Below are 20,446 nucleotides of genomic sequence, written 5' to 3'. Positions count from 1 at the left end.
GACAGTGTTCTACGCTTCGTAGAATTCAACTTCTACAGAGTGTAGAACATTCCCAGCCTGTTCGCGCTACCCTGGAACCGTGGCCAATCTGGGAGAGCTCGAACGTGCGGTGATGGACGCATTGTGGGACGGCGACGCTCCCATCACCGCGGGCGAATTGCGCGACAAACTAGCCGCTGCGCGCGCCGGCGGAAAGACACCGGCGTTGACGACCGTCCTCACCGTGCTCTCCCGGCTCGAGTCCAAAGGCTTCGTCGGCCGTGACCGGGATGCCCGCCCGCACCTCTACTACGCCGCCCTCACCCGGGCCGGGCACGTCGCCGACCTCATGCGCGAGGTGCTGGAGTCCTCCTCGGACCGCACCGAGGCGCTGGCCTACTTCGTCGGCTCGGTCGACGAGTCCGAGGCCGAGGTGCTGCGCCGCCTGCTCGACGCGCGCAGCGTGTGAGCACCGACCCGATCGCACCGCTCGCCGGGGCGATCGCCCTCGGCGTGCTCGCGATCGCCCTGGCGTGGCCCGTACCCCTGCTGCTGGCGCGTGCGAAATGGCCGGCCGCCGCGCCCGTCCTCGCCGTCGCGCTGTGGCAGTCCATCGCGCTCGCCGGAGGCATCTCGATGATCGGCTCGCTGCTACTGGCCGGGCTGATCCCCTTCGGCGACGACCTGTGGACCCGAATCCAGGGCGCCGCCGCCTCACTGTTCCACGGGCCGTTGCCCCCGGCGGCCAGCCTCCTGAACGCATTCCTGCTCAGCGCCGCGATCCTGCTCGCCGCTCACCTCATCCTGAACCTGGCGCTCACGTCCGTGCGCAGCCGCAACCAGCGTCACCGGCACATGGAGTTGCTGCGGCTGCTCTCCTCTCCCCTGCCGGACACCCCGAGCACCCGCGTCATCGACCATCCCGCGCCCGCCGCGTACTGCCTGCCCGGCGCCCGCAGCGTGACGGTGCTGTCGGAGGGCATGATCGAGCTGCTCTCGCCCGCCCAGCTGGATGCCGTGGTCGCCCACGAGCGCGCGCACCTGCGGCAGAAGCACCACCTGCTGCTGGACGCGTTCCGCTCCTGGAAGCGCTCCCTGCCGTGGTTCCCGATCGCCACGCGGGCGCAGGACGCCGTGGCGTTGCTGCTGGAGATGCTGGCGGACGACACGGCGCGTAAGACGTCCGGCGATGCCGTGCTCGCCGAGGCGATCCGCCTCGTCGACGAGACCGGACCCGCGGGTGCCGCGCTGGGCGCCCCGAAGGACCGCCGAACGCCCGAGCAGCGCCGCGCAGCCCTCCTCGCCCGCGAGGAGCGGCTCGTTCCCGGCGGCCGACGTGTCGGCCCGGTGCTGCGGGCCGCGGTCGTCACCGCCACGGTGGTCCTGGTCGTGGTGCCGCCGCTCGTGGTGCTGCTGAGCTGACGCTCGCCGCTGCCCCGTCCTCCGCCCCCGTCCTCCGCGGCGATTTGCGCCAATTCGCGGTTCTGCCGGCGTCAGAACCGCGAATTGGCGCAAATCTCACGACGGTCCTGCTCGAGATGTCGAAGGTCCTCGGCAAGCGGGAAGGTCGGCACAGGGAAGGTCGGCACAGGGAAGCGGCGGCCCGGGAATCCGAGCCGCCGCTGAGTGAAACCGAGTAGTCGCCCTACTTGATGGGGTGGTCCTGCAGCCACTTCTTGGCGAGCGCGTCGGGCTGAGCCTTGGTGTCGCCCTGGTTCTCGCCGTTCAGGTCGATCAGGTCAGACGTGGTCAGCTCCTTGGAGACCTTGTCGAGCACGCTCTTGACCTTGTCGGACGCCTTGGAGCTGTTGATCAGGGGCACGATGTTCTGTGCCGCGATCAGGTTCTTCGGGTCCTTCAGGGTGACGAAGCCGTTGTCCTTGATGGCCGGGGTCGTCGTGTAGATGTCGGCGAGCTGTACGTCGCCGTTCTTCAGCGCCGCGACGGTCAGCGGGCCGCCCGAGTCGCTGATCGGCTTCAGCGTCGCAGTGACGCCGTACGCCGACTTCAGGCCCGGGATGCCGTAGGGCCGGGTCGCGAACTCGGGGTTGGCCCCCACGGTCAGCGGGTCGGTCACCTTCTTGAGGTCGTCGAGGCTCGTGACGCCCCACTTCTCGGAGAACTCCTTGGTGACGTTGTACGAGTCGGCGTCCTGCGCCTCCGACTGGTCGAGCACCTCGTAGCCCTTGGGGAGGGCCTTGCCGAGCGCGGTGAAGACGTCCTCGCTGGAGGTCGCGGTGCTGCTCTTGTCGTAGAACTGGAGCAGGTTGCCGCTGTACTCGGGAATCAGGTCGATGGAGCCGTCCTGCAGCGCCTTGAGGTAGACGTCGCGCTGACCGATGCTCGGCTTGTAGGCCACCTTGACACCGTTGGCCGCAAGAGCCTGGCCGTAGATCTGCATGAGGATCTCGGACTCACCGAACGCGGCCGAGCCGACCGTGACGGTGTCGGAGGATGAGGACGCCTTATCGCTGCTGAATGCGCCACCACTGGACGAGCAGGCACTGAGAGCGACGAGCGCCCCAGCGGCGAGCACGCCGGCCGCGATGCGGCTCTTCTTCGATGCGAACATGATTTCTCTTCTCTTGGGTTTTCCCGCTGTGACGGGATTCTCGGTGTGCGTGGAGTGGAAAACGGGTCAGGTAGTGGGGGCGCTCTCGACCGGAGCGGTCCGACCGCTGCGGCGGCCATCGCCCTCGCTGGTGTCGCGGACGCGCCCGGCGAGCACGCCGCGAGGGACGACGAGGCGCTGGGTGATCGCGAACAGGCCGTCGGACACGAGCGCCAGCGCGACGACGATGATCGAGCCTCCGAGCATTTCGGGGTAGTTCTGCACGGCGATGCCGTCGAACAGGAACCGTCCGAGACCGCCGACCGGCAGGATGGCGGCGACCGTCCAGGTGGCGATCACCTGCAAAGCGCCGGAGCGGATGCCGCCGATCACCAGCGGCAGGGCGAGCGGCAGCTCCACCTTGGCGAACACCTGCCAGCCCGTCATCCCGATGGCACGCGCCGCGTCGATCGGCGCGCGGTCGACGGACTCGAGCCCGGAGTAGGCTCCGGCCAGGATCGGCGGGATAGCCAGGATGGTCAGCGCGATCAGCGGCGGGACGATCGTCAGGTTCGTCGTGATCAAGGCCAGATACACGACCAGGCCCAGCGTCGGGAGCGCGCGCAGCGCTCCGGAGACTCCCACCGCCAGCCCGCGGAACCGCCCGGAGTGGCCGATGGCGAATCCGATCGGCAACGCGATGATCGCCGCCAGCAGCAGCGTCAGCAGAGAGTAGACGATGTGCTCGCCCAGACGGATCGGGATGCCATTCGGACCGGACCAGTTCACCGGGTCGAAGATCCAGCCGAAGGCGGCGAGGATGTCGGTCATGCGCCGGTCACCGCCCTCATCGCCGCGCGGCGGCTCAATCGGCCGGAGCGCCGGTCGGCGCGCGCCCACGGAAGCAGCAGGCGCCCCAGCCCGACCAGGATCAGATCGAAGACCAGCGCCACGATCATGATCAGGATGATGCCCACCGCCACTTCCTCGGTGTACGAGCGGTTGAGGCCGTCGGTGAACAACTGGCCGAGGTTCGCCACTCCGAGCAGGGCGCCGACGCTCACCAGGCTGACGGTGCTCACGGAGACCACGCGCAGTCCGGCGAGGAGCACCGGCCCGGCGAGCGGCAATTCGACCGACCAGAACCGGCGCCACCCGGAGAAACCGATCGCTGTCGCCGACTGCTTCACGTCCCCCGGCACGGAGGCCAGCGCATCCGCCACCGTGCGCACCATCAGCGCGACCGCGTAGATGCTCAGGGCGACGACCACGTTGACCGGCGAGAGGATCTGGGTCCCGATCAGGGCGGGCATCGCGAAGAACAGGGGCAGCGACGGGATGGCGTACAGGATGCCGCCGATCGTCAGGAGCACGCCGCGACTCAGCCGGTAGCGGTTCGCCACCCAACCGATCGGCAGCGACACCACGAAACCGATGACGATGGGGAGCGCCGCCAGCCACACGTGGGAGACCGTGAGATTCCAGACCTGGCCGAGATTCGACCATAGAAAACTCACGACGCGTCCTCACCCTGCGCCGGAGCACCCGCGACCGAAACGGTCACGGCCTTTGCTTCAGAGGAACCGGCGACGCCGCGCGGCGAGTCGGTGAGCACACCGGCGGCACGCCCGTCGCTGTCGACCAGCACCGAGCCGGAGGGGGTCTCCTCGACGTGCAGGGCACGGCGTCCACGATCGGCGCCCACGAAGGAGGCGACGAATTCGTCGGCGGGGTCGGCCAGGATCTCGGCCGGCGTGCCCTTCTGCGCGACGATGCCGCCCTTCCGGAAGATGACCACCTGGTCGCCGAGCTTGAAGGCTTCGTCGATGTCGTGGGTCACGAAGACCACCGTCTTGTCGAGATCGCGCTGCAGGTGCAGCAGCTCGTTCTGCAGGTCGTCGCGCACGATCGGGTCGACCGCGCCGAACGGCTCGTCCATCAGGAGGATGTTGGGATCGACCGCGAGACCGCGGGCGACGCCGACGCGCTGCTGCTGCCCGCCGGAGAGCTGGCTGGGGTAGCGATCGGCCAGCGAACGTTCAAGACCGACGGTGTCCATCAGCTCGAGGGCGCGCTCGCGCGCATCCTTCTTCTTCGCGCCCTTGAGCAGCGGCACGGTCGCGATGTTGTCTACGACCTTGCGGTGCGGCAGCAGCCCGGAGTTCTGCATCACGTAGCCGATCGAGCGCCGCAACGCCACGGGCTTCAGCGCCAGCACATCTTCTCCGTCGATCTCGATGTGCCCGGAGGTCGGGTCGACCATGCGATTGATCATGCGCAGGATGGTCGTCTTGCCGCTGCCGGACGAGCCGACGAGCACGGTGATCTTGCGCGACGGGATCACGAGGGAGAAGTCGTCGACGGCCAGCGTGCCGTCGGGGAACCGCTTGGTGACGTCGCGGAACTCGATCACGACACCGCTCCCGTCGAACGGGTCGCTGCGCGGCGGTCGTCGCGAGAAGGTGCGGGGACTGAGTCAGCCATCTCTCTCAGCCAAACAGCGATTGGCCGATTTGGCAACGAAATGCGTCGAATCGTGACGTTCAGGGTCGGTCGCATGCCGGCCCCCCTTCATTCGGTGTCGTGGCCGTCCGGCGGCGTTCGCACTCTGTTCGGAGCACTCAGCCGTATGGATGCCAACCTGCCACCGACCACCGACATTCCCGGAATTCAGCCTTTGCGGTCGAATCGTCGCTCGAGGTACTCACGCGCCACGGTCCGCGCCTCGGCGATGTAACGCTCGTCGCCGTTCGGGTCCTCAACGAAGGCCCGGTTGATCAGCGAGTCCATGATCTCGACGACGACCTCGAGCCGGAACGCCAAGTCCTCCCCCGCAGGCAGGCCGTACTCGTCGGAGAGGATGCGGGCGAACTGCTGCGCGAAACCGGCGTCGCGGACCACCTCGTCCTCGGGGGCACCGGCACGCTCGGCGTCGGCGAACCGGATGATGCGGAAACCGCGCTCGGTGCGGAACATGTCGACGAACGCGTCGATGGCGGCCTCCACTGCGTTCCACCAGTGCTCAGGCGCCTGCGCGTGGATGGCGGCGACGACGGAGTGGCGGTAGCGGAGGAGGGCCCGGTCGCGCAGAGCCTGGAGCAGCACGATGCGATCGGGGAAGTAGCGGTAGACGGTGCCGATGGATGCGCCGGCTCGCTCAGCCACCATCGCGGTGGTGAGCCGGTCGAAGCCGATCTCGTCGACCACTTCGGCGGCGGCGTCGAGCAGCGCGTCGATGCGGGCGGCGCTGCGCTCCTGGATCGGCTCCGTGCGCACGAGGGGTGCTCCGACGGGGCTCTGTCCGGCCACCAGATCGTTGATGGGCACGAGGGCGACTCCTTCTTTCGGTCGATTAAGGCGGTGTTGCGGGTCCCCAGCCCGGCGACGGATAACCGTCGCACTGACGGAATCATATTCGTGGAAACCTCACTTCCGCTGGGGATTGACCTGTGACGCGCCGCAGAAATGTCCCCCAGATCTGGGGGATGCATTCGTATGAACGTTCACTCCATGAGAAAATGGACCAGATGCTCTCCCCCGAATCGCGCCCAGAGAAGGTTTCCGGCGACTCCGTCAGCCGCCGCGGCGCGGTCTCCGAGCCGATCATGCACCGCGCAGCCCGCATCGAAGATGCGTTCCACGAGTTCCGCGCGCGCCGCGCCCGCAAGCGGGGCTTCCTCGCCACCGTTGTGCCGTACACCGGCTACGGTGCGCCCACCTGGGTGCGCATCCTGGGCCGCGTCGTGCTCGCGAAGGATCCCCGACCGGGCAGCCGGGCCGAGCGGCTGCATCGCCGACGCGAAGAGTCTGTCCGCGGCTGGCGGTCGTTCGTCAGTGTTCCGCTGGCCGGAACGACGGTCACGGTCGAGATCGAGGGCGAGCGGCACACGGTGACGACGGATCGCGGCGGCGTCATCGACACGGTCATCCCAGCTCGGCTCACTCCGGGGCGGCACACCGTCCGCCTCACCACGGCCGATTCGACGCGCGTCTTCGAAGCGCCGGTGTTCATCATCGACCCGGCGGCGACCTTCGGCGTCATCTCCGACGTCGACGACACCGTCATGGTCACCGCGCTCCCCCGCCCGCTCCTGGCCGCCTGGAACACGTTCGTCCTCGACGAGCACGCCCGCGTGCCCACCCCCGGGATGTCGGTGCTGCTGGAGCGTCTCGCATCCGCGCATCCCGGGACACCGGTCGTCTACCTCTCCACCGGAGCCTGGAACGTCGCGCCGACACTGACGCGCTTCCTCTCACGCAACCTGTTCCCTGCGGGGCCGCTGCTGCTCACCGACTGGGGACCGACGCACGACCGGCTGTTCCGCAGCGGGCGGGAGCACAAGCGCACCAGCCTCGAACGGCTGTCCGAGGAGTTCCCCGGCGTGAAGTGGCTGCTGATCGGCGACGACGGCCAGCACGACGAAGACCTCTACGGCGAGTTCACCGTGGCGCACCCGGAGAAAGTGTCGGCGGTCGCCATCCGACAGCTGTCGAGCGGCGAGGCGGTGCTCGCCGGTGGCCGCTCCAAGGCCGAGAAGCACAGTGAGCTGTCCGGGACGCCGTGGGTGTACGCACCGGACGGCGCCGGACTCAGCGAGCAGTTGACGGAGCTCGGCTTGCTCTGACGGGTCAGCGCCGGTCACCGTCGGTCAGCGCTGTTCGGCGCCGTTCGCCGCGTGTCGGCCGTCACTGGCAGGCTGGACCCATGCCCGCCAGCCGAACGACCCGCGCCAGCCGTGCCGACCTGCTCCGCTTGCGTCGCCTGGCGCAGGCGATCGACGGCCCGCGCGAACCGGACCCCGCCGCTGTGGCGCGCCGGCTGCTCGCCGTGCAGGGCCAAGACTTCGCGGCGGGATGCTGGGCTCTCGCCCTCCGCACCACCGGCGCAACGCAGTCCGACGTGCTGGCGGATCTCGATGCCGGCCGCATCATTCGCTCGTGGCCGATGCGCGGGACGCTCCACTTCGTCCCGCCGGAGGACCTGCGCTGGATGCTGTCGGTCACGATGGACCGCATGGTGGCCGGTCTCGGGCGACGACAGCAGCAGCTGGGACTCGAGGCCGCCGACTTCGCCCGAGCCGCAGACGTCGTCACCGCCGCTCTGACGGGTGGCCGGAGCCTCAGCCGAACCGAAGCGATGGAGCTGTGGGAGTCGGCCGGAATCGCGACCACCGGCCAGCGCGGCTACCACCTCATCTACTTCCTCGCGCAGACCGGCCTGCTGTGCTGGGGGCCCGTCGTCCGCTCGGGTAACGGCAATCCGGCCCAGGCGCTCGTGCTGCTCGACGAATGGGCACCCGCTCCCGCAGCTCTCGAACCGGACGAGGCCGTCGCGCAGTTCCTGCTGCGCTACCTGGCCGGCCACGGTCCGGCGACCGTGCGCGATTTCGTGTGGTGGACGAAAGGCACTGTGGCCGGCGCGAAGACCGCGCTGGGCGTGCTCGGCGACACGGTCACGACCCTCGAGTCGGATGGCGTCGAGTACCTCGTCACGCGCGAGCTCGCGGACCGCGGCGCGGCGTCACCCGCGACTCGCAGCGAGAAGGACGCGGTGCACCTGCTGCCCGGCTTCGACGAGTACCTGCTGGGCTACCAGGACCGCTCACCCATCCTCGATGACGAGCACGCGGAGCTGATCGTGCCCGGAAACAACGGCATCTTCCAGCCGATCATCGTCGCGGGCGGACGCATCGTGGGCACCTGGCGCCGGGACGGCTCGAACGTGGTCCCGCTCCCGTTCGCCTCACTGACCGACACGCGGCTGACGCGTCTGCAGAGGGCCGCGAAGGCGTACAGCCGCTACGCCGGGTAGCGTGGAGGGGTGGCACGCAGCAGCTCGACCCGCCGCCGGCTCCCGGCCGGCATCGCGCTCCCCGCCACCATCCGCACGAGCACCAGGGCACCCTTCCTGCAGGTGGTGAAGACCGCAGTCGCGATGATCGCCGCCTGGGGGCTGGCAAGTTTCTTCGTGCACGGAGAGCTGCCGATCTTCGCCACGATCGCCGCGCTTCTCGTGGTGCAACCGAGTGTGAACCAGTCGGTGGGACGAGCGATCGAGCGATCGCTCGGAGTGATCGGCGGCGTGGTGGTCGCCTACCTGATCGGTTTGGCGTTCGGGACGAACAGCTGGATCGTGCTGCTCGCGGTGGTCGTGTCGGTGCTGCTCGCCTGGGCACTCCGGTTGACGCCCGGGACGGCGAACCAGGTGCCGATCACGGCGATGCTCGTCCTCGCCATCGGCGCGTCCGATCCGCAGTACGCGCTCGCCCGGATCATCGAGACCATCCTCGGTGCGGCCGTCGGTGTGGTCGTCAACGTCGCGATCGTCCCACCCGTGCTGACGGGTCCGGCACGGGAGTCGGTGCTCGCCCTGGGAAACGAGATCGCCTCCACCCTGGACCGGCTCGCCGACGCGCTCAGGACGGTGCACACCCGGGCCGAGTTGGATGCGCTGCTCATCGAGGCGCGCCTCCTGCGGCCGATGGAGGCCAAAGCGCAGTCAGCTCTGACTGCGGCCGACGACAGCCTGTCGCTGAACCCGCGACAGCGGAAGCACCGTGTGTACCTCGCGCACGACCAGCGCCTGTTCGACAGCCTGCGACCACTGATCAACCGGACGCTCGGCATGACGCGGGCGTACCACGACCACTACGACGACAGTCTTGCCGCCGAGCCGACCATCCACGCGATCGCCGACGAACTGCACCGCGCCGCTCACGACCTGCGGCTGCTCGCGCGTGACCCGGATCAGCCGGTCGTCGAGCCGGGCACAGAGACGGCGGGCGTGCCGGTGCTCACCGCCCCGCTGACCGTCGCGACGCCCGACCCGCGCCACTGGGTGCTCATCGGATCGCTCGTGGAGGACATGCGTCGCATCCACGTCGAGATCGCCGGCGACGACGCCTCGACGGTCTGAGGATCTCGCCGCGCCCGCTAGGCGGTCAGCTCGGCGACCGCCTGCGCGATGGGCAGCGTCCGCCGGTCGCCGGTGCGCCGGTTCCACAGCTCGACCTCGCCCTCGGCGGCGCCACGGCCGACCACGAGCACACGCGGCACGCCGATCAGTTCGGCGTCGCCGAATTTCACGCCGGGAGACACCTTTGGACGGTCGTCGTAGAGCACGTCGAGGCGTGCATCCTCGAGCTGCGCCACGATCTCCTCCGCGACGTCGTATGCGATGGCGTCGCGGCCAGCGGCCACCACGTGCACGTCGAACGGCGCGACGGATTCGGGCCAGACCAGTCCGCGGTCGTCATTGTTCTCCTCGGCGATGATCGCGAGGATGCGTGTCACACCGATGCCGTACGAGCCCATGGTGACCGTGACGAGCTTGCCGTTCTCGTCGAGCACCTTGAGACCGAGCGCGTCGGCGTACTTGCGACCCAGCTGGAAGACGTGACCGATCTCCATGCCGCGGGCGAGCTCGACAGGACCTGAGCCGTCCGGTGCAGCATCGCCGGGCTTGACCTCCGCGGTCTCGACGACGCCGTCCCAGGCGAAGTCGCGGCCGGCGACCAGGCCGAAGACGTGCTTGCCCTCGATGTTGGCGCCGGTGATCCATCCTGAACCGTCGACCACGCGAGGGTCGACCACATAGCGGATGCCGGTGGCCGACTTCTCGCCGAGCACGGCGCCCTGGGGCGACCACGGGCCGATGTAGCCCTTCACGAGGCCCGGGTGCTTCCGGAAGTCGTCGTCAGTCGCCGCATCGACCTCGGCCGGCGCGAAGGCCACCTCGGCGCGCTTCATGTCGACCTCGCGGTCGCCGGGCAGTCCGACGACGACGAGCTCACGGGTGCCGTCGAGCTGCGTCAGTGCGAGTACGACGTTCTTCAGCGTGTCGGCGGCGGTCCAGGGGCGGCCGTCCGGACGCGGGTGCTTCTCGTTCGCGACCTCGATGAGGGATTGGATCGTCGGCGATCCCGGAGTGTCGAGCACCTCCTGCGGCGTCAGCTTCTCGTACGAGCGCGCGGGCGGGGCCGTCGTCGTGAACGCCTCCACGTTCGCCGCGTAGCCGCCGGGTGAGCGGACGAAGGTATCTTCTCCGACCGGCGTGGGGTGCAGGAACTCCTCCGACCGGGAGCCGCCCATGGCACCGGCGTCGGCCTGCACGATGACGTACGACAGGCCGAGACGCGTGAAGATGCGCTCGTACGCGTCGCGTTGCGCCATGTAGCTCGCGTCGAGCCCCTCGTCGGTGTAATCGAACGAGTAGGCGTCCTTCATCGTGAACTCGCGGCCGCGAAGGAGGCCGGCGCGGGGCCGCGCCTCGTCGCGGTACTTGTCCTGGATCTGGAAGATCGTCAGCGGCAGGTCTTTGTAGGACGAGTACAGGTCTTTGACGAGCAGCGTGAAGACCTCTTCGTGCGTCGGAGCGAGGAGGTAGTCAGCGCCCTTGCGGTCGTGCAGTCGGAACAGGCCGTCGCCGTACTCCTCCCAGCGACCCGTCACTTCGTAGGGCTCGCGCGGCAGCAGTGCGGGGAAATGCACCTCGTGCGCCCCAGCCGCGGCCATCTCCTCGCGGATGATCCGCTCGATCTTCTCTTTCACGCGCAGACCCAGTGGCAGCCACGCGAAGATCCCTGGCGCCTGACGGCGGATGTAACCGGCGCGGACCAGCAGCCGATGGCTGGTGACCTCGGCATCGGAGGGGTCTTCGCGGAGGGTGCGGAGGAAGTAGTTGCTCAAGCGAGTAGGCACCGTTCCATGTTAAGGGGCCGGGGCGGGGTGACCGCGCGAGCCGGACATCTGGGGAGAACCGACGCGATCCACCCGCTGGGGACGGGAACGCGAGCCAGGGCTAGGGTGGGCGGCATGCCCGACCGCCGGACCCGCGTCTTCGACTCCCCCGCCGCAGCGCCCCTGGCCGCCTCGCTGTCGGCCCTCCGCCGTGAGTTGAAGGTCCCGGACGGCTTCCCCGCCGATGTGGAGGCCGAAGCGGCCGCTGTGGCCACCCGCCATCCGCTTCCCGAGGCCGACCTCACCGATGTGCCGTTCCTCACCATCGACCCCGCCGGCTCCACCGACCTCGACCAGGCGATGCACCTGTCGCGCACCACGGACGGTTTCCGGGTCCGCTACGCAATCGCCGATGTGCCCACCCTCGTCGCCCCCGGCGGCGCGGTGGATGCGGAGGCGCGGCGCCGCGGCCAGACGATCTACGCGCCAGACGGCCGCGTCCCGCTGCACCCCGCCCCGATCGGCGAGGACGTCGGATCGCTCCTGCCCGGGGTCGTTCGTGGCGCTTTCGTCTGGGACATCGAGCTCGGTGCCGACGGCCACGAGACCTCGGCACGGGTGTCGCGCGCGCGCATCCGTTCGCGCCGCCAGTGGGCGTACGACGAGGCCCACGCTGCGATCGAGGACGGCAGCGCACCGCCCGAACTGGCGTTGCTGCGCGAGATCGGAGTCGCCCGGATCGCCTGCGAACGACAGCGCGGGGGCGCCAGCCTGAACACCCCCGACGAGGAGGTGGTCGTCCGGGACGGCACGTATGCTCTCCAGCGTCGCGCCCCTCTGCCTGTCGAGGAGTGGAACGCTCAGCTCTCGCTGCTGACCGGGATGGCGGCTGCGGCTCTGATGCTGGAGGCGCGGGTCGGCATCCTGCGCACCATGCCCGCACCGAACGAGGAGGCATTCGCCGCGTTCCGGGCGCAGACCATCGCACTCGGACTGCCGTGGGCCGAAGGGATGCCGTACGGCGAGTACCTGCGCACCCTCGACCCGGCGCACCCGCGTGCCGCCGCCGTCCTGCAGGGCGCGACGGCACTGTTCCGCGGTGCCGGCTACGTGGTGATGGACGGTGAGGCTCCCGCCGACCCGCAGCAGGCCGCGATCGCCGCCCCGTATGCGCACGTCACCGCACCGCTCCGCCGGCTCGCCGACCGCTGGGCGCTCGTCATCTGCGAAGCGCTCTGCGCCGGACGGCCCGTCCCCTCCTGGGCGCGGGACTCGCTCGGCGAGCTGCCGTCGATCATGGGACTGTCATCGCGGCTCGCGGCACAGGTCGAGGCCGGGGCCGTGGACCGGGTCGAGGCTGCTCTGCTCAGCTCGCGGATCGGCACGGAGCTGGATGCGACGGTACTCGCCGTCCGCAACGGAACGGTGCTGGTGCAGCTCGACGACCCTGCCGTGAGTGCATCGGCGCCGCGCGCGGACGGCGTCGCCCCGGGTGACCGGGTGCGGCTCCGCGTGACGGCGGCCGACATCGCGACCGGCCGGGTCACGTTCGAGCCCGTCACCGGCTGACCGGGGCAGACTGAAACGAAGCAACCCGGTCGGCGGCTACATAGCGCCCGCAGCCGAGGCAGCCGAGGGAGCCGACGCTCAGTGAGCGCCGACGGTGACCGACGGCTCGCCGGACGTCGTGTCGCCCATCTCCTCCGCCAGGCGGTTCGCCTCGGCGATCAGGGTTGCGACGATCTCCGACTCCGGGACCGTCTTGATGACCTCACCCTTGACGAAGATCTGACCCTTGCCGTTTCCGCTGGCGACGCCGAGGTCGGCCTCGCGGGCCTCCCCCGGACCGTTCACGACGCAGCCCATGACGGCTACGCGCAGCGGGACGCTCATGCCCTGCAGACCCTCGGTGACGCTGTCGGCCAGCGAGTAGACGTCCACCTGGGCGCGGCCGCAGCTCGGGCAGGAGACGATTTCCAGCTTGCGCTCGCGGAGGTTCAGCGACTGCAGGATCTGGAGTCCGACCTTGACCTCCTCCGCGGGAGGAGCCGAGAGCGAGACGCGGATCGTGTCGCCGATGCCCTCGCCGAGCAGGATGCCGAACGCGGTGGCCGACTTGATGGTGCCCTGGAAGGCCGGACCGGCCTCGGTGACGCCGAGGTGGAGCGGCCAGTCGCCGCGCTCGGCGAGCATCCGGTACGCCTTCACCATGACGATCGGGTCGTTGTGCTTGACCGAGATCTTGAAGTCGTGGAAATCGTGCTCCTCGAACAGGCTCGCCTCCCAGACGGCCGACTCGACGAGTGCCTCCGGGGTGGCCTTGCCGTACTTCTCCAGGATGCGACGGTCGAGCGAGCCCGCGTTCACGCCGATGCGGAGGGACACGTCGGCGGCCTTGGCTCGCCGCGCGATCTCGCCGACCTGGTCGTCGAACTTGCGGATGTTGCCCGGGTTCACGCGAACGGCCGCGCATCCCGCGTCGATGGCCGCGTACACGTAGTTCGGCTGGAAGTGGATGTCCGCGATCACCGGGATCTGGCTCTTCTTCGCGATGATCGGCAGCACCTCGGCGTCATCACGGCTCGGGACGGCGACACGCACGATGTCGCAGCCGGACGCCGTGAGTTCTGCGATCTGCTGGAGCGTGGCGTTGATGTTGGTGGTCGGCGTCGTGGTCATCGACTGGACGCTGACGGGGGCGTCGCCGCCGACCAGCACCTTTCCCACACGGATCTGGCGAGACTTGCGACGGGGGGCGAGGGTTTCGGGGACCTTGGGCATCCCCAGATTGATTGCTGCCACGAGATCAATCCTACGCGGCTGCGTGGGAGGCGGCTGGGTGCGCGCCGAAGGCCGGTCGGACGTGCACTAGCCGAACAGGTTGACCGGCTTGACGATGTCCGCGTACATCAGCAGCACGCTCATCCCGCCGAGCACTATCACGACCGCGAAGGTGAGCGGCATGAGCTTCGCCATGTCCACGGGTCCCGGATCGCGTCGGCGGAAGACCTTCGCGACGGTGCGCCGCAGGCCCTCCCAGAGCGCGCCGGCGATATGCCCGCCGTCGAGCGGCAGCAGCGGAACGAGGTTGAAGACGAACAGCGCGATATTCAGGGACGCCAGCATCCCGATCATCGTGTACACCTTGTCGACGACCGGGACGCCGTCCAGCGCCGTCAGTTCACCAGCGGCGCGGCCGATCCCGACCACGCTGATGGGGCCGTTGGGGTCGCGCTCGGCCGAGCCGAAGGCGGCGTTCCAGACATCGACCATCCGCTGCGGAAGGTGGAGGAACACGTTGAAGACCGCTCCGGTCTGCGCGCCGACCGCCGGAAGGACGGCCGTGGCCGGCTGCGGAACCAGCTTCGCCACCGGGCCGATGCCGACGAATCCGACCGTCAGCGTCTCGACGCCGCCGGCGGCGTTCTTGACGACCGCCCCGTTGGCGTCGGTCTTCGCGACCTTGTTGATCACCGGAGTCAGCTGGACCGTGCGCTGCTCGCCATTGCGGCTGAGCACCACGGTGAGGGTCTGCCCGGCCGACTGCCGGATGATCGCGGTGGACTGAGCCCAGCTCGTGATCGTGGTGCCGTCGATGCTGACGATCGAGTCGCCCGGCTTCAGGCCGGCGGCGGCAGCCGGGCCCTGCGTTGCATCCGTCGGGCACTTCTGGACCGTGCTACCCGCGGGAAGCACGCACTGGCTGACGGTCGCGACCGTGGTCGAGCTCTGCGGCGTGCCGAAGCCCATGAGGAGCACGCCGAACAGCAGCACGCCGATGAGGAGGTTCATGAACGGTCCGCCGAACATGATGACGATCCGCTTCCACACGGGCAGCCGGTAGAAGGTCCGGTCCTCCTCGCCGACGGCGACGGTCTCGGAGCTCGCGGTGCGCGCGTCCTGCGCCATCTGCTGCATGAAACCGGTGGTCGCGTTGCGCCCGCGGCCGCCCTCCTTGCCGGGCGGGAACATCCCGATCATCGAGATATAACCGCCGAGCGGAATGGCCTTCACGCCGTATTCGGTCTCGCCCCGCCGGAAGGAGAACAGCGTCTTGCCGAAGCCGATCATGTACTGCGTCACCTTGACGCCGAAAAGCTTGGCCGGAACGAGGTGGCCGATCTCGTGCAGCGCGATCGACAGGGCGACGCCGATCAGGATGATGACGACGCCGAGGACGAACAGGAGCACGGATTCCACGGCTTCAGAGTAGCCGTGGACGCCTTAGAACAGGCCGCGAAGCGGCCGGATGAACCCTATGCACCGGCTGTCAGCGGGCGGCGATGAGCGCGTCGGCCTTCGCCCGGGCCCAGCGCTCCGCCTCGGCCAGAGACTCGCGCGTCAGCTCGCCCGCCGGCACATGCGCGTCGACGACCCGCTCGACCGTCCCGAGGATGTCCAGGTAGCCGATCGCACCGGCATGGAACGCGGCCACCGCCTGCTCGTTCGCCGCGTTGAAGACCGCCGGGTACGTCCCGGCCGCCAGACCGACTCGCTTGGCGAGGGCGACGGCAGGGAACGCGTCGCCGTCGAGCGGCTCGAAGGTCCACGTGTGGGCCTTCGACCAGTCGAGGGGGGCGCCGACATCCGGGACGCGGTCCGGCCAGCCGAGACCGAGCGAGATCGGCAGACGCATGTCCGGTGGAGAGGCTTGCGCAATTGTCGAGCCGTCGACGAACTCGACCATCGAGTGGATGACGGACTGCGGGTGCACCGTGACGTCGATCCGGTCGTACGGAACGTCGAACAGCAGGTGCGCCTCGATGACCTCGAGCCCCTTGTTGACGAGGGTGGACGAATTCGTGGTGACCACGAGGCCCATGTCCCAGGTGGGATGGGCCAGCGCCTGCTGCGGTGTCACATCCTGGAGCGACTCGCGCGTGCGCCCCCGGAACGGTCCGCCGGACGCGGTGAGGACGAGGCGTCGCACCTCCGACGTTGCACCCGAGCGGAGCGCCTGCGCGATCGCGGAGTGCTCGGAGTCGACCGGCACGATCTGGCCGGGCGCTGCCGCACGCTTGACCAGCGCGCCGCCGACGATCAGCGATTCCTTGTTCGCCAGCGCCAGCATCGCTCCGCTCTCGAGCGCCGCCAGCGTCGGGCCGAGACCGACAGAGCCAGTGATGCCGTTGAGCACCACATCCGCCTCGACCGACCGCACCAGGAGCTCGGAATCGTCCGCTCCGAGGGCGGTGTCGACCACACCGAAGCGTTCGGCTTGCGCGGCGAGCTCGTCGGCGTTGTGGCCGGCGCTCAGGCCGACGACGCGGAAGCGATCGGGGTTCTTCGCGACGACGTCGAGCGCCTGCGTTCCGATGGAACCGGTGGACCCGAGGATGATGACTCTGCGCACGAGCCCATCGTACGCACGGCCCCCTGGGCTGACCGGTGGGGCGGATCAGCGGAGGACGCCGAGAGCCCTGGCCTCGGACACCGCTGCAGTGCGGGAGTTCACGCCGAGCTTGGAGAACACGTGAACGAGGTGCGACTTCACGGTGGCATCGGTAATGTGCAGTCGCGTTGCCACATCGGCGTTCGACGCGCCGTCGGCGACGAGCCCGAGGACTTCGATCTCTCGGGCCGACAGGCTGACATGCGGGGCACGCATGCGCGCCATCAGGCGACCCGCAACCGCTGGAGCGAGGGCGCTCTCACCGGTTGCGGCGGCGCGAACGGCGATGAGCAGTTCGTCCGGTGGCGCATCCTTCAGCAGGTAGCCGCTGGCGCCTGCCTCGACCGCGCTGAGGATGTCGCCGTCGCTGTCGTAGTTGGTGAGTACGAGAACGTAGGGCGCGGCCTTCGCCGACCGGATCTGCCGTGTGGCGTCGGCCCCGGTGCGGTCCTGGCCGAACTGAAGGTCCATGAGCACGAGGTCCGGGTTCATGGTCGCGGCGAGCACGACGGCTTCGTCCGGTGTCGCTGCCTCCCCCACGACGTCGATGTCGTCAGCGGTGGCGAGGAGGGCGCGGAGGCCGGCACGGACGACGGGATGGTCGTCGGCGATGACGACGCGGATCATGAGCGGTCCAGCTCCACCGTCGCGGTGATGGTGGCACCATCACCGAGCGCGCTGACGATGTCGAGCCGGCCGCCGAGCTGGTCGACCCGTTCGGCCATCGCCCGGAGGCCGAAGGAGTCGGATGTTCCGGCCTGCCTGCCGACCAGCGCCGGATCGAATCCGACACCATCGTCGTGCACCGTCAGCGTCGCATGCGTTTCGGTGACGGTGAGGCTGATGTCGACCGTGGTCGCGTCGGCGTGCTGGACGACGTTCGCCACCGCACCTTGGGCTATCCGCAGCAGAGCGGTCTGGACGTCCATCGGCAGGTGGGCGTCCGTCGGCATGACGCCGACATCGATGCGCAGTCCCTCCCTGCGCCATTGCCCGCTGAGACGTTGCAGTGCGGCGGCGAGGCCGGCGTCAAGCGAAGGCGGCGCGAGTTCGCGGATGAAGCGGCGCGTGTCTGCGAGTCCGTCGGCTGCAGTGGAGCGGGCGAGGCGGATGTGTTCCAGGCCCGGTCGGTCGCCGTCCGCGGCCTCGGCTGCGTGGAGCAGCATCTGGATGCTGGACAGTCCTTGCGCGACGGTGTCGTGGATCTCCCGTGCCAGGCGAGAGCGTTCGGTGAGGACGCCCTGTTGGCGTTCGGTCGCGGCGAGCCGGTCGCGGGTGGCGAGCAGCTCGGCGACGAGCTGCTCCCGCTCGGCCGCTTCGCGGGCGATCGCCCGATAGCCGAGGCCGATGAGCAGCGCGACGCCGGCACCGACGAGTGGCCCGATCACACCGCCGACCGTGAAGCCGCCGTGCAACCCGAGGGCGACCACCGCGATCACGGTCGCTGCGATCACGGCCACGGGTCCGCCGGCTCCAGGCAGGACGTGCAGGTAGAGGAAGAACAGCGGGAACACCAGGTACGCCGCTTCCGGCACCACGACGAGGAGCGCCACCCATACGGCTGTCAGCGCGATGATCCACACCAGCCGGGCTGCCGCGCTGCGTCGTTTCCGCACGGTGGCGCCGAGCACGTAGAGCACCGCGAACGCGGATGCGAGGGCGAGCGCGACCCACATCGTGTCATCGCCGACGACGAGAACCCGGACGACGACGAGCGTGAGGAGCGCGGCGAAGAGCACATGCAGTCCGGTGCGAAGCCCGACGAACACGGGCGTGAGGGTGCTGTGTGCCATGTCCTTAGCAGCGTACGGCAGCACGCTGCGCAGGGAATCAATCAGAAGTTGGATCCGAGGAGTCAACCTCCCGCCGATGGCAATCGGACGCACGACCGCGAGGCTGATGACGACGGCAGGGAGAGTCTCTGGTGTCGGGAAGGAACCATCGTGCTCGTCGCTTGGCGCGACCTCCGATTCGCCCGTGGCAGGTTCGTGCTCATCGGATCCGTCGTGGCGCTGATCACCCTCCTCGTCGGGTTCCTGGCGGGTTTGACCGGCGGTCTCGCCGCGCAGAACGTGTCCGCCGTGCTCGGTCTCCCCGGAGACCGCCTCGTGCTCCAGCAGCCCCCGAACGGGCAGCCATCCTTCTCGGAGTCGACGATCGATGAGGAGACTGTGTCCTCGTGGCGGAACACCTCCGGCGTGGATGCGGTCACTCCGGTCGGGATCGTCCAGGGGCGTGCGGCCGTGCCCGGGAACGACCGGCCGGCGGTCGCCGTCGCCTTGTTCGGTGTCCCCGAGGACCAACCGAAATCATTGATCGGCGACCTGGCTCCGGCTACTGACGACACGGTCGGACTGTCCTCGGGAGCGGCCGTCGACTTGGACGTATCCGTCGGCGACGTCATCACGATCACCGGTGTCAACTACCGGGTGGCCAGCATCGGCGGTGACGCCTGGTACAGCCACACTCCCGTCGTCGCGCTCTCACCGAACGCCTGGGCGGAGGCCGACCACCGGCTCGGCGGCAACGGCGAGGCCACCGTGCTCGCCGTGTCCGGATCCCCCGATTGGGACATCGCAGCGAACCAGACCGACACGTGGGCCGTGCCGCCGCTGACCAGTCTCACCGCACTCGACACCTTCAAATCAGAAGTCGGGTCCCTCGGGCTCATGATCGTCATGCTCTTCGGTGTCTCCGCGCTCGTGGTCGGAGCGTTCTTCACCGTGTGGACCATGCAGCGCGCCGGAGACATCGCCGTGCTGAAGGCCCTCGGCGCATCCAACGGGTCGTTGATCCTCGACGCGCTCGGTCAGGCGCTCGTCGTTCTCGTCATCGGGATCGGCGTCGGCATCGGCCTCGTCTCGGGTCTCGGTGCGCTCGCCGGCAGTGTCCTGCCCTTCCTGCTCAGCCCCCTCACCACACTCCTTCCAGCGGCCGTGATGGCTGTGCTCGGACTCGCCGGCGCTGCCGTCGCACTCCGTACCGTCACCAAAGCCGACCCCCTCACAGCCCTCGGGAGCAACCGATGATCACCCTTGACGACGTAACCCTCACCTTCCCCGACGGCGAATCCCGCATCACCGCAGTCGACCGGGTGTCATTGAGCGCGCCGGCAGGGGTCGTCACCGGCATCACCGGACCGTCCGGCTCCGGGAAGTCATCGCTCCTCGCCGTCGCCGCTACCCTGATCCGGCCCGACTCAGGACACGTCTGGATCAACGACGTCGACGCATCCGCCCTCACTCCGAACCAGGCAACCGCGCTGCGCCGGAATGAGATCGGCATCGTGTTCCAGCAGTCCAACCTCGTGCCCTCGCTCACCGCTCGGGAGCAGCTGCTCGTCATGGCCGAGCTCGGCGGCGGACACCGCCGTCGCGAGGCTGTGCGCGCTCGCGCCGATGAGTTGCTGGATGCCGTCGGCCTCGCCACGCATCGGGGGAAGCGTCCCGCCCAGCTCTCAGGCGGTCAGCGGCAACGCGTGTCGATCGCTCGCGCCCTGGTGAACGACCCCTCCGTCCTGCTCGTCGACGAACCCACCAGCGCTCTGGACCAGGAGCGGGGGGCGGAGATCATGGACCTCATCGCTCGACTAACGCATGAACAGCGCACCGCGACCATGCTCGTCACGCATGACCTCATCCACAGCGACGCACTCGACCGCCTCGTCACCGTCATCGACGGCAGGCTCGCGGATGCCACCATGCCCACGGTGTGACGGGCGGTTCTCGCCATCGCACGCGTCACCCCGTCGAAAACGGAGGAGTCGGCGATCCACACGCTGGCGAATCGCGGGAAACGGAGGACTCGACGGGCGGATGGGGCGCAAACTCCTCCGTTTCCCGGCG

At 69.1% G+C, this 20,446-nt stretch carries 19 protein-coding genes; 8 read left to right on the top strand and 11 right to left on the bottom strand.

Translation table 11 applies throughout. The features are described from left to right. Positions 1 to 79: 79 nt before the first annotated feature. Both AB4Y74_RS07885 and AB4Y74_RS07880 read left to right on the top strand, forming a co-directional pair. Positions 80 to 448: a BlaI/MecI/CopY family transcriptional regulator gene (locus AB4Y74_RS07885; RefSeq protein WP_441798549.1), complete on the top strand. Its 369-nt coding sequence runs from the start codon at positions 80 to 82 to the stop codon at positions 446 to 448. Then, the gene (locus AB4Y74_RS07880) at positions 445 to 1,401 is read left to right on the top strand and encodes a M56 family metallopeptidase (RefSeq protein WP_441798548.1); all 957 of its coding nucleotides are present in this window, start codon (positions 445 to 447) and stop codon (positions 1,399 to 1,401) included. The genes AB4Y74_RS07885 and AB4Y74_RS07880 overlap by 4 nt, the downstream gene beginning before the upstream one ends. Positions 1,402 to 1,624: 223 nt before the next feature. On the opposite strand, the gene AB4Y74_RS07875 is transcribed toward AB4Y74_RS07880, so the two are convergent. From AB4Y74_RS07875 to AB4Y74_RS07855, 5 genes are all read right to left on the bottom strand, one after another. After that, entirely contained in the window at positions 1,625 to 2,551 is a 927-nt protein-coding gene (locus AB4Y74_RS07875) for an ABC transporter substrate-binding protein (protein WP_441798547.1), read from the bottom strand. Between the two features lie 66 nt (positions 2,552 to 2,617). Continuing rightward, entirely contained in the window at positions 2,618 to 3,361 is a 744-nt protein-coding gene (locus AB4Y74_RS07870; protein ID WP_441798546.1) for an ABC transporter permease, read from the bottom strand. Then, positions 3,358 to 4,047, bottom strand: a complete 690-nt coding sequence (locus tag AB4Y74_RS07865; protein WP_441798545.1) for an ABC transporter permease — start codon at positions 4,045 to 4,047, stop codon at positions 3,358 to 3,360. The genes AB4Y74_RS07870 and AB4Y74_RS07865 overlap by 4 nt, the downstream gene beginning before the upstream one ends. After that, positions 4,044 to 4,943: an ABC transporter ATP-binding protein gene (locus tag AB4Y74_RS07860; protein ID WP_441798544.1), complete on the bottom strand. Its 900-nt coding sequence runs from the start codon at positions 4,941 to 4,943 to the stop codon at positions 4,044 to 4,046. Before AB4Y74_RS07860 ends, AB4Y74_RS07865 begins: the two co-directional genes overlap by 4 nt. 257 nt (positions 4,944 to 5,200) lie before the next feature. Continuing rightward, positions 5,201 to 5,857 carry a TetR/AcrR family transcriptional regulator gene (locus tag AB4Y74_RS07855; protein ID WP_441798543.1) on the bottom strand — a complete coding sequence of 219 codons (657 nt, stop codon included), beginning with the start codon at positions 5,855 to 5,857 and terminating at the stop codon, positions 5,201 to 5,203. A gap of 200 nt (positions 5,858 to 6,057) precedes the next feature. Between AB4Y74_RS07855 and AB4Y74_RS07850 the strand changes: the two genes are divergently transcribed. From AB4Y74_RS07850 to AB4Y74_RS07840, 3 genes are all read left to right on the top strand, one after another. Next, entirely contained in the window at positions 6,058 to 7,155 is a 1,098-nt protein-coding gene (locus tag AB4Y74_RS07850; RefSeq protein WP_441798542.1) for an App1 family protein, read from the top strand. Positions 7,156 to 7,235: 80 nt separating this feature from the next. Next, positions 7,236 to 8,342: a winged helix DNA-binding domain-containing protein gene (locus AB4Y74_RS07845; protein ID WP_441798541.1), complete on the top strand. Its 1,107-nt coding sequence runs from the start codon at positions 7,236 to 7,238 to the stop codon at positions 8,340 to 8,342. A 9-nt stretch (positions 8,343 to 8,351) separates the two neighbouring features. Next, a complete protein-coding gene (locus tag AB4Y74_RS07840; RefSeq protein WP_441798540.1) occupies positions 8,352 to 9,446 on the top strand; it encodes an FUSC family protein in 1,095 nt (364 codons plus the stop codon). 17 nt (positions 9,447 to 9,463) lie between these two features. Here the strand turns inward: AB4Y74_RS07840 and AB4Y74_RS07835 are convergent, their stop codons facing one another. Beyond that, positions 9,464 to 11,230, bottom strand: a complete 1,767-nt coding sequence (locus tag AB4Y74_RS07835; RefSeq protein ID WP_441798539.1) for a proline--tRNA ligase — start codon at positions 11,228 to 11,230, stop codon at positions 9,464 to 9,466. Positions 11,231 to 11,344: 114 nt separating this feature from the next. Here AB4Y74_RS07835 and AB4Y74_RS07830 point away from each other — a divergent pair, with 114 nt between their 5' ends. Beyond that, positions 11,345 to 12,778, top strand: a complete 1,434-nt coding sequence (locus AB4Y74_RS07830) for an RNB domain-containing ribonuclease (protein ID WP_441798538.1) — start codon at positions 11,345 to 11,347, stop codon at positions 12,776 to 12,778. Positions 12,779 to 12,856: 78 nt separating this feature from the next. On the opposite strand, the gene ispG is transcribed toward AB4Y74_RS07830, so the two are convergent. The 5 genes from ispG to AB4Y74_RS07805 all read right to left on the bottom strand — a co-directional run bounded on the left by ispG (position 12,857) and on the right by AB4Y74_RS07805 (position 18,394). Then, on the bottom strand, positions 12,857 to 13,990 hold the full coding sequence (gene ispG / locus AB4Y74_RS07825; protein WP_441800414.1) for a flavodoxin-dependent (E)-4-hydroxy-3-methylbut-2-enyl-diphosphate synthase: 1,134 nt from the start codon (positions 13,988 to 13,990) through the stop codon (positions 12,857 to 12,859). Positions 13,991 to 14,077: 87 nt separating this feature from the next. Further along, a complete protein-coding gene (locus AB4Y74_RS07820) occupies positions 14,078 to 15,409 on the bottom strand; it encodes a M50 family metallopeptidase (RefSeq protein WP_441798537.1) in 1,332 nt (443 codons plus the stop codon). A 70-nt stretch (positions 15,410 to 15,479) separates the two neighbouring features. After that, positions 15,480 to 16,562, bottom strand: a complete 1,083-nt coding sequence (locus tag AB4Y74_RS07815; RefSeq protein ID WP_441798536.1) for a 1-deoxy-D-xylulose-5-phosphate reductoisomerase — start codon at positions 16,560 to 16,562, stop codon at positions 15,480 to 15,482. Between the two features lie 45 nt (positions 16,563 to 16,607). Next, a complete protein-coding gene (locus AB4Y74_RS07810; RefSeq protein ID WP_441798535.1) occupies positions 16,608 to 17,228 on the bottom strand; it encodes a response regulator in 621 nt (206 codons plus the stop codon). Then, positions 17,225 to 18,394 (bottom strand): sensor histidine kinase, encoded by a 1,170-nt coding sequence (locus AB4Y74_RS07805; protein WP_441798534.1) that lies wholly within the window; start codon positions 18,392 to 18,394, stop codon positions 17,225 to 17,227. Before AB4Y74_RS07805 ends, AB4Y74_RS07810 begins: the two co-directional genes overlap by 4 nt. 150 nt (positions 18,395 to 18,544) lie before the next feature. Here AB4Y74_RS07805 and AB4Y74_RS07800 point away from each other — a divergent pair, with 150 nt between their 5' ends. Further along, a complete protein-coding gene (locus AB4Y74_RS07800) occupies positions 18,545 to 19,630 on the top strand; it encodes an ABC transporter permease (RefSeq protein ID WP_441798533.1) in 1,086 nt (361 codons plus the stop codon). Next, the gene (locus tag AB4Y74_RS07795; protein WP_441798532.1) at positions 19,627 to 20,316 is read left to right on the top strand and encodes an ABC transporter ATP-binding protein; all 690 of its coding nucleotides are present in this window, start codon (positions 19,627 to 19,629) and stop codon (positions 20,314 to 20,316) included. The genes AB4Y74_RS07800 and AB4Y74_RS07795 overlap by 4 nt, the downstream gene beginning before the upstream one ends. Positions 20,317 to 20,446 lie beyond the last annotated feature (130 nt).

The organism is Leifsonia sp. RAF41, assembly GCF_052114085.1.
Lineage (GTDB): Bacteria > Actinomycetota > Actinomycetes > Actinomycetales > Microbacteriaceae > Leifsonia.
Note: the sequence above shows the minus strand (reverse complement) of the source record. Positions and strands in the feature narration are given on the sequence as shown.